Source organism: Secundilactobacillus muriivasis (genome assembly GCF_054785195.1).
In genome coordinates, this window is record NZ_BAABMI010000035.1 from 52950 (window position 1) to 61847 (window position 8898).

Annotated in this window: 9 protein-coding genes; all 9 read right to left on the bottom strand. The window is 47.3% G+C overall.

The genetic code is table 11. The features are described from left to right. Nucleotides 1-9: 9 nt before the first annotated feature. Nucleotides 10-1053: a heat-inducible transcriptional repressor HrcA gene (gene hrcA, locus ACYVR3_RS09485; protein ID WP_054733588.1), complete on the bottom strand. Its 1044-nt coding sequence runs from the start codon at nt 1051-1053 to the stop codon at nt 10-12. Nucleotides 1054-1159: 106 nt separating this feature from the next. Continuing rightward, complete coding sequence (gene ribF, locus ACYVR3_RS09490; protein WP_461244040.1) at nt 1160-2125, bottom strand: riboflavin biosynthesis protein RibF; 966 nt, start codon at nt 2123-2125, stop codon at nt 1160-1162. A 17-nt stretch (nt 2126-2142) separates the two neighbouring features. Continuing rightward, nucleotides 2143-3042, bottom strand: a complete 900-nt coding sequence (gene truB, locus ACYVR3_RS09495) for a tRNA pseudouridine(55) synthase TruB (protein WP_461244047.1) — start codon at nt 3040-3042, stop codon at nt 2143-2145. Between the two features lie 110 nt (nt 3043-3152). Further along, entirely contained in the window at nt 3153-3512 is a 360-nt protein-coding gene (gene rbfA / locus ACYVR3_RS09500) for a 30S ribosome-binding factor RbfA (protein WP_461244041.1), read from the bottom strand. Between the two features lie 34 nt (nt 3513-3546). Continuing rightward, complete coding sequence (gene infB / locus ACYVR3_RS09505; protein WP_461244042.1) at nt 3547-5985, bottom strand: translation initiation factor IF-2; 2439 nt, start codon at nt 5983-5985, stop codon at nt 3547-3549. 4 nt (nt 5986-5989) lie between these two features. Beyond that, nucleotides 5990-6307, bottom strand: a complete 318-nt coding sequence (locus ACYVR3_RS09510; protein WP_054733578.1) for a L7Ae/L30e/S12e/Gadd45 family ribosomal protein — start codon at nt 6305-6307, stop codon at nt 5990-5992. Next, a complete protein-coding gene (gene rnpM / locus ACYVR3_RS09515) occupies nt 6294-6596 on the bottom strand; it encodes an RNase P modulator RnpM (protein WP_057151724.1) in 303 nt (100 codons plus the stop codon). Before rnpM ends, ACYVR3_RS09510 begins: the two co-directional genes overlap by 14 nt. 14 nt (nt 6597-6610) lie before the next feature. Further along, nucleotides 6611-7864 carry a transcription termination factor NusA gene (gene nusA, locus ACYVR3_RS09520; RefSeq protein ID WP_461244043.1) on the bottom strand — a complete coding sequence of 418 codons (1254 nt, stop codon included), beginning with the start codon at nt 7862-7864 and terminating at the stop codon, nt 6611-6613. 23 nt (nt 7865-7887) lie between these two features. Continuing rightward, complete coding sequence (gene rimP / locus ACYVR3_RS09525; protein ID WP_461244044.1) at nt 7888-8361, bottom strand: ribosome maturation factor RimP; 474 nt, start codon at nt 8359-8361, stop codon at nt 7888-7890. Between the last annotated feature and the right edge of the window lie 537 nt (nt 8362-8898).

The window sequence follows — 8898 nt, forward strand, 5'->3', positions numbered from 1 at the left end:
ACCCCTTTACTACTGATCAAAATATCGATAATAATCAATTAACCGCTTCGCAAGTTCCTGTCGAAAGGCCCCTACTAACCCGATCATTCGTGAGTACGGCATCCGGGTCGGTCCAAGCAGGGCGATAACACCCTTACCATGCGGGCCAACCTCGTAGGTTGCAGTAATTAAACTGTAATCCTTCAAGATGTCGTTTGTGATCTCATTGCCGATCTTCACTTGAATGTGATCCGACGGCTGACCCAGCACACTGGCCATGTCATCCGTTCGATCCATCAACGTATACAGCGATTTGAGTTCATCAACGTCGCTACTATCCGAAAAGTTCAATAGATTCAACCGTCCGCCAACGTAGAAACGCTCCTGCGCGGCTTTGGTAAGGACGTTGCCAAAAATCTTCAAGAAGCCATCTGGACTTTGAAGATACTGAACGACCTGCAACGGAATCTTCGTTTGAAGATCCTGTAGCACTTCGTTCAGTGGCTTGCCCACCAGTTGATCATTAATGAGCCGAACCACCGACTCCAACTGCTCTCCGGTAACATCCGGCGTAATGTTGAACGTCTGTGACTCAACGTCGCCGTTATCCGTCACCAGCACTGCCATCACTTGGCGTTGTCCCAGCGGCACTAACCGAAATCCGCTTAAGCGGCTCTCCTTTAGTTCTGGTTTCAACGTAAAGGCTGTATAGGAAGTCAGGTTGGACAAAATCTTAGCCGATGTTTCAATGATCTCATCAATTTTGAGGAACTGGCCGTCTAACGATGACTTGATTAAATCAATATCGTTAGACTTGATTGGATCTGGTTGAACTAAATGATCGACATAGTAACGATACCCCTTCACTGAAGGGATCCGACCAGAAGAAGAGTGCGTCTTGGTAATCAAACCGAGTTCTTCCAATGCCGCCATTTCATTCCGGACGGTCGCCGAACTCACGCGCATTGGGAGTTGACTAGCTAGGGCCTTAGACCCTACCGGTACCCCGCTACTCGTGTAGTCGCGGACAATCGCCTTTAAAATCATCTTCTGTCTATCCGTTAACGTGATCATCACCTCTTTTTTAGCACTCATGTTATCCAAGTGCTAAGACACATATATAATGTATCAAAGTCGGTTTTTTAAGTCAAGTATTCCGCCGCAATTTTTAGCAATTAAATTAATCGAGTGCTAATTTGTCGTTTTTATGGGCGTCAAAATACCGTTGTGTTGCCATCGCATCCTGCTTAAGTTGCGCAATTAAGTCCTCAACTGATTCAAATTTAACTTCGCCACGTAGCTTATACAACCACTCAACATCCACGACTTCACCATAAATGGCTTCATGAAAATTAAGCAGATTAGCCTCCACCGTCACGGGACGGCCTTCACCAAACGTTACGTTGTGGCCAACCGAGGTCATCGCCAAATGCCACTTATCACCAATTTTTAGCCGGGTAACGTACACGCCGATACCTGGCAACCAATAATGCGGTTCCTGACTCACATTGGCCGTTGGGAACCCTAATGTCCGCCCACGGGCCTCACCATGCATCACGGTGCCACTAGTCCGGTACCGGTACCCCAATAACTCATTAACCGTTTGAATGTCACCGTCGTCCAAATTCCGACGAATGCGAGTTGAACTGATCTTTTTATCCTGATCCTCAGCCTTACCCACGGTTTCGATTTCAAACCGGCCCTGAGCAAATTCTGCTAACCGGTCCATCGTGGCAACATCCTTCGGCCCATAAGTGTGGTCGAACCCAGCCACAACAACTTCTGGGTGGAATTTAACCAAATACTGGTCAACGAATTCCTGTGGTTTTAAAGCCGCAAACTGGCTAGTAAAGCTGACCTGATAGACGATTTCAACGCCTAACTGTTCAAACAACGCCATTTTACGCGTGTTTACCGTTAAATAGCGGTTACTCGTTGCCGTCATCGGTTGATATACGAGCGCTGGATGGTGGTCGTACGTTAACACAGCTAACGCGATGCCCCGTTCCTGCGCAATGGCTCTCGCCCGGTTAATCACGGCTTGATGCCCCCGGTGAACGCCGTCAAAGAAGCCCATGGCCAACACGACTGGTTGGTCCAAGGGTTGGTCCGGCGCCATCGGATGGTGAATCTGAATGACTTGCATAATCTCGTCCCAACTTTCTACTTTGTACTAAACATTTTGAGTGGTTTGTATTTATGATCCACTAACTTATACAAACACTTGGTTTGATTCTGATAACGTAACGCAATGATTGGCGCATCCAAGCCCACTTCGTCTTGCAATAGCCAGACACCATGCTGGACAACTTCCCAAACCTCATCGGTCAACTCAACCTGCGGATAATCGGGGAGTGCGCGATCCAGCGGATACAAAAAGCTAAAATCATCGTTAGCATACATTTCCCGAACTTGGTCTAGAGAAAAGGCTTCCTCGAGGGTAAAGCCCCCGCTTTCGTGGCGCGTTAGTGACGACATTACTGCAGGCACCCCGAGTTGCTCCCCAACTTCGACTGCCAAGGTCCGTACGTAAGTCCCCTTCGAACAACTCACTTCAAAATCGACCGTCTGAGTTTGAGCAGCTGCATCGTAACGACTGGCCCCTAACCGCCGAAAATCGTTGATTTGAACAACCCGAACTGGTCGTTCAACTTCTTCACCGGCCAAGGCATACTGGTACAACTTCCGGCCATTAACCTTAACGGCCGAAAACATTGGCGGAATCTGCTTTAATTCGCCAACCATGCTCTGGAGCACCGCATCGATCTGATCATCCGTAAACGGCTCTTCGATAGCTTTTCGGGCCACTTCTGCACCTTCCAGATCTTCCGTTTCAGTGGCGTAGCCTAACGTCACACTCCCCCGATACACTTTTCGGTGCGTCATTAAATAATCAACGACTTTCGTGGCACTGCCAACACAGATCGGCAAGACCCCGTCAACGGTCGGATCCAGCGTCCCCGAGTGTCCAATTTTTTTCATGTGCAATAATTTGCGCAAGTGGTTCACACAGTCGTGACTTGAAAGTCCACGTTCTTTATATAGTGGGATAATGCCATCCATCATGACTAACCGCTCCATTCTGATTAAAGTCTCACGCTCAAGTATATCATAGCTTGAACACAAAAAGGCTGAGTCAAAACTTGCGTCTTGTCCTCAGCCCTGATGATTAATTAACGATCTGATTCTTGTTGATGTAACTTGTTCAACAACTCGTCAATGTGACTCCCGTATTTAACTGATTCGTCTCGTTCGAAGAATAGTTCAGGTGCCTTGTAAATGTTTAAACGCGACCCTAATTCACTTCGAATCAGGCCAGTTGCCTTAGTTAAGCCAGCTTCGGCCTTTTCACCATCCGAAGCGAGATCAGATAAGATACTGTAGTAAATCGTTGCCTGCTGAAGGTCACCAGTGACAGTGACCCCGGTAACTGTGATACCTTGAACTCGAGGATCACGAACCCGCTTCAATAAGATATCGTTAACTTCCCTTTGAATCTCTTGTTCCAGTCGTCCTACACGATAATGTGCCATGGTTTCACCACCTTCAGTTTAATAACCAACCGGCTTACTCGATTGGCACTTCTTTCATGACGTAGGCTTCGATCACGTCGCCTACCTTGATGTCGTTGTAGTTTTCGATTGTTAACCCAAGCTCATGGCCTTGCTTAACATCCTTAACGTCATCCTTGAACCGCTTCAAGCTACCGAGCTTACCTTCATAAATCACGACGCTATCGCGGATCAAACGAACGTCACTGTCGTTGGAAACGTGGCCTTCAATGACCATCCCACCGGCAATCGTCCCAATCTTAGATGCCTTGAAGATTTCACGAACTTCAACTTGACCGATCACTTCTTCTTCGTAAGTTGGTTCCAACTTACCCTTCATCGCGTGTTCGATTTCATCAATTGCGTTGTAAATGACCCGGTGCAACCGAATGTCGACTTGGTCTTGTTCGGCTTGCGCTTTAGCTTGTGGCGTTGGGCGAACGTTGAACCCGATGATGATGGCGTTACTTGCTTCGGCCAAGGTCACATCACTTTCGTTAATGGCCCCAACGGCAGTATGGATGATGTTCACCCGAACGCCTTCAACTTCGATCTTGTTCAAACTGTTAGCCAATGCTTCAACGGAACCTTGGACGTCAGCCTTGATAATAACTTCAACTTCCTTGATTTCGCCCTCTTTCATGGTATCAAAGAGGTTGTCCAGCGTAACGGTGTTCTTTGAGCGTCGTTCTTCCATTAAGGCGTTCTTAGCCCGTTCTTCACCAGCTGCCCGCGCCGTCTTTTCGTCGTCAAAGACCACGAACCGATCGCCGGCTTCTGGCACGTCACTTAACCCGGTAATTTCAACTGGGGTTGATGGCGTTGCGACCTTGATTTCTTTACCAAGTTCGTTTTCCATGGTCCGGACTTTCCCGAAGGTGTTCCCAACCACGATTGGATCCCCAACGTGCATCGTCCCTTGTTGGACTAACAAGGTTGCAACGGAACCCTTACCTTGATCCAACTTGGCTTCGATGACTGACCCAGCAGCGTTTTGTTGTGGGTTAGCCTTCAATTCCAACACTTCGGATTGAAGTAAGATCATGTCGAGCAGTTCATCGATGTTCTTGCCAAACTTCGCCGAAATCTGAACGAAGATGGTGTCGCCGCCCCAGTCTTCAGGAATCAAACCGTATTCGGTCAATTGTTCCATAACGTGGTTCGGGTTAGCCCCTGGTTTATCGATCTTGTTAACCGCAACGATGATTGGCGTTTCCGCCGCCTTCGCATGGTTAATGGCTTCGATAGTTTGTGGCATCACACCGTCATCGGCTGCGACAACTAAAATCGTAATATCGGTAATGTCAGCACCACGCGCCCGCATTTCGGTAAAGGCCGCGTGTCCTGGGGTATCCAAGAAGGTAATGGTCTTGCCTTCGTGCTTCAATTGGTAAGCCCCAATCGCTTGCGTGATCCCACCGGCTTCACCCGCAGTAATGTGTGAGTGACGTAAGTGGTCCAACAGTGTCGTCTTACCATGGTCAACGTGACCCATGATCGTCACAACTGGTGGCCGATCTTCAAGGTGATCCGTGTTGTTGGCTTCTTCTTCAAAGAACTTGTCGATATCTGAAACGTCAACTTCAACCTTTTCAGCTGCTTCGATGCCGTATTCAGAAGCCAAAATCTCAATCGTATCCTTGTCTAGTGATTGGTTTTGGTTAACCATCACACCAAGCATGAATAACTTCTTGACGATTTCAGCTGGTTCACGGTGCAAGATCTTCCCTAAGTCTTGGGCGTTCATCCCAACGGAGTAGTTCAAGACTTCTGGTAACGCCTTGTTCTTCCGTTCTGGGGCACCCTTTGGCTTGTTGGTTTCCTTGATCCGGGCGTTCTTCTTGTTGTACTTCTTGTTGTTATTGTTCCGACGCCGGTTATTGTTGTTGCGGTTGTTGCGGCCACCACCGTTACGACCGCCGCCATTGTTCAAACTGCCACCGAAACGACCTGACCCGTTTGAGCTTGAGCCGTTGTTGTTGCTGCGACTCCGGTTGTTGTTGCTCCCGTTGCTGTTTGAGTGGTTGCTTGATGATTGGCTCCGGTTTTGCCCGCCGTTTGAGCGTGCTTGACCGTTACCGTTGTTTGAGCGGTTGCCGTTGTTACTCGTTGAGTGGTTTTGAGAGTGGTTGCCTTGTGGCCGGCTGTTTTGTGACCGGTTGCCACCGTTACTACTCTGTGACCGATTACCGTTACTTGAATGGTTACTGCCATTACTTTGAGAACGGTTGTTACTACTTGAATGGTTGTTATTAGACGATTGTGAACGTCCCGTTGACTTTGCGCTCCCAGCACCTTTGTTGCCAAATGCTTCGCGTAATTGACGTTCTTCGTTATTTCCTAATGATGACATATGATTTTTCACATCAAACCCCTTTTCTTGGGCCTTATCGATAATCGTTTTACTCGACACGTTAAGTTCTTTAGCCAATTCGTAAATTCGCTTTTTGCCCATATCTTCACTCTCCTTCGGTATTGACTAGCTCCAGTAACTTTCTAGCAAACCCAGGATCTTTCACACCATACGCAGAACGGTTCATTCCCGTTGCTTGGCTCAGTTCATTTTTGGTAAATGATTCAATAAAGTCAACGTGGTAAAACGCTGCCTTATCACGTAACTTTTTGGCACTTGCTTGACCTGCGTCACTCGCCAGAATGACCGCCGCCACCTTTTGATTCCGAATTGCTTTGAGCACGAGGTTCTCACCGGTCTCTAATTGGTTGGCGCGTCTTGCTAACCCGAGTAGCTGTAAAAACGCTTCTTTAGGCGTTTTCATTGTTAAACAACTCGCGACGTGCTTGTTGGTGATCAACGTAGGCGACCAAGTCCTCGTAAAACTGCGGGTCAACCTTGGTTTCAAACACCTTGTCGAACGTCTTTTCTTTCTGAGCACGCTTAGCCGTCTCAACGTTTAGTGAGATGTAGGCGCCACGGCCAGACTTCTTACCAGTAGGATCAATCGACACGTTGTCTTCCTTGTCGCGAACGATCCGAACCAGTTCCTTCTTTGGCGCCATTTCACCAGTTACGATGTCCTTGCGCATTGGAATCTTTCGTTTTTTCATCGTCAAATTCCTCCTTAGGCTTCGGTTGAATCGTCCTCATCAGTCAAATCAGCTGATTCGGCTTCATCATCGGCACTTGCTTCGACATCAGCATCGCTTGCAGCTTCATCAGCAGCAACTTCAGCGTCATCCGTTACGGGTACGTCATCGGCAACGATTTCATCATCAACCGTTTCGGCCACATCATCAGTGGCATCATCGGCTGCTGGTGCAGCTTGTTGACCAAGCGTTGCTTCAGCTTCTGATTCTGACTTAATGTCGATCTTGTAACCCGTTAGCTTTGCAGCTAACCGAGCGTTTTGACCCCGCTTACCGATTGCTAATGATAATTGGTAATCAGGAACGATCACCGTGCAGGCCCGTTCGTTGTTTTCATCGAAAATCACATCAATGACTTCGGCTGGATTTAACGCATTGGCGATAAAGGCTGCTTCGTCATCAGTCCATTCAACGATGTCCATGTTTTCGCCACCAAGTTCAGACACAATGGCTTGAACCCGTTGCCCACGAGGCCCAACACTGGTCCCGACAGGATCAACATCGCTGTTGTTAGAACGAACGGCAACCTTCGCGCGATCGCCAGCTTCCCGTGCAATTGACATAATCTCGACAGTTCCATCGTAGATTTCCGGAATTTCTTGTTCAAACAAACGCTTCAATAACCCAGAGTCGGTTCGGCTAACAAAGACCTGTGGGCCCTTAGCAGCGTTCTCAACTCGAGTCACGTAAACCTTGATGTGATCGTGCATCCGGTAAACTTCGTTTGGCATCTGGTCTTGACGCGCCATAACGGCTTCGACATTTCCAAGACTGACGTAAACGAACCGGTTATCCTGACGTTCAACTTCCCCAGTGATGATTTCATTTTCATACTGGCTGTATTGATCAAAAATCAGAGACCGTTCAGCTTCCCGAACCCGTTGCATGATCACTTGCTTGGCAGTTTGAGCAGCAATTCGGCCAAAGTTCTTTGGCGTTACTTCAAACTTGATATCATCGCCAAGTTCGTAACCACGACTCACGTTTAACGCGTCATCTAAGCTGACTTCCAACCGTGAATCATACACTTGATCCACAACCTTCTTAACAGCGAAGACGTGAACGTCACCCTTACGTTGATCAAATTCAACATCAACGTTTTGAGCTTGACCGTAGTTCCGCTTGTAAGCGGAGGTTAAGGCCGCCGTTAACGCGTCGATCACGATTTCTTTTTTGATGCCCTTCTCAGTTTCGAGAGTACTCAGGGCACTCAATAGTTCTTTACTCATTACTAGTAGTCTCCTTTTAGCGCCTAAAACTTAATTGCTAATCTTGCTTTGGCAACGTTTTTTCTTGGAATGGTTAGGGTCTTGATGCGGCCCTTCAGGTTCACTTCTAAGGCTAACTCATCCGTGTCCACCGCTCTTAAGAAGCCTTCAAAGGCCTTTTCGCCAGACACTTTTTGGTACAGTGAGACGTGAACGTAGTGGTTCAATGCCCGTTGATAATCGGCTTCTTTTTTCAACGGCCGTTCAGCACCAGGTGAGGACACTTCCAAGAAGTAGGCCTGGGGAATTGGATCAGGATCGATTGAATCAAGCTTTTCACTCAACTCGTCACTCACCAACGCACATTCGTCGATCGTAATTCCACCGGGTTTGTCGATATAGAGCCGCAAATACCAACTTTTACCCTCGCGCACGAACTCAACGTCCACCAACTCAAACTGGTGACCCTCAACAATCGGCGCTGCCAGAGCCGTAACAATGTCTACGACGTTATCCAATCTTTGACCTCCAATACCATTTTTCCAATAAAAAGAGTGAGCATCACTGCTCACTCCCTTCCGAAATATCTACAATGGTTATCATATCACAGTTTTTGGCTAAACGCAAGGGACACGTGGAATTGAGGCGGTTTTGACGCCAATTTAGCTGACTTTTAACCTAAAATTCACTTGGCGTTTCATTCATTTTTTTATCAAACATTAATGTTTTCTTTGATTTATTTTTGACTTATCGTGTGTTTTGAATCAATCGGCTGACTTTTTTCGATATGACTTAATGACATTGGCGCCAGTTTTAACTGTTACATCAGCACTCATGATTGTTAGTTAGTCAAAGCAGGTGGCAACACACAGGTTCCGTCCGTACCCACGGACCTACATGGCCGGGTAAGCATCGAATTTGTGGCTTCACTCGAAATTGTGCGAGGAGCCACGTTAATTCACTGCTATTATCTAGCCGAAATCATACTAAGATAAAGTCAGATAAAATACGACGGTATTTTATCGCTACTTTTTGATAAAGTAGTTATGAAACCT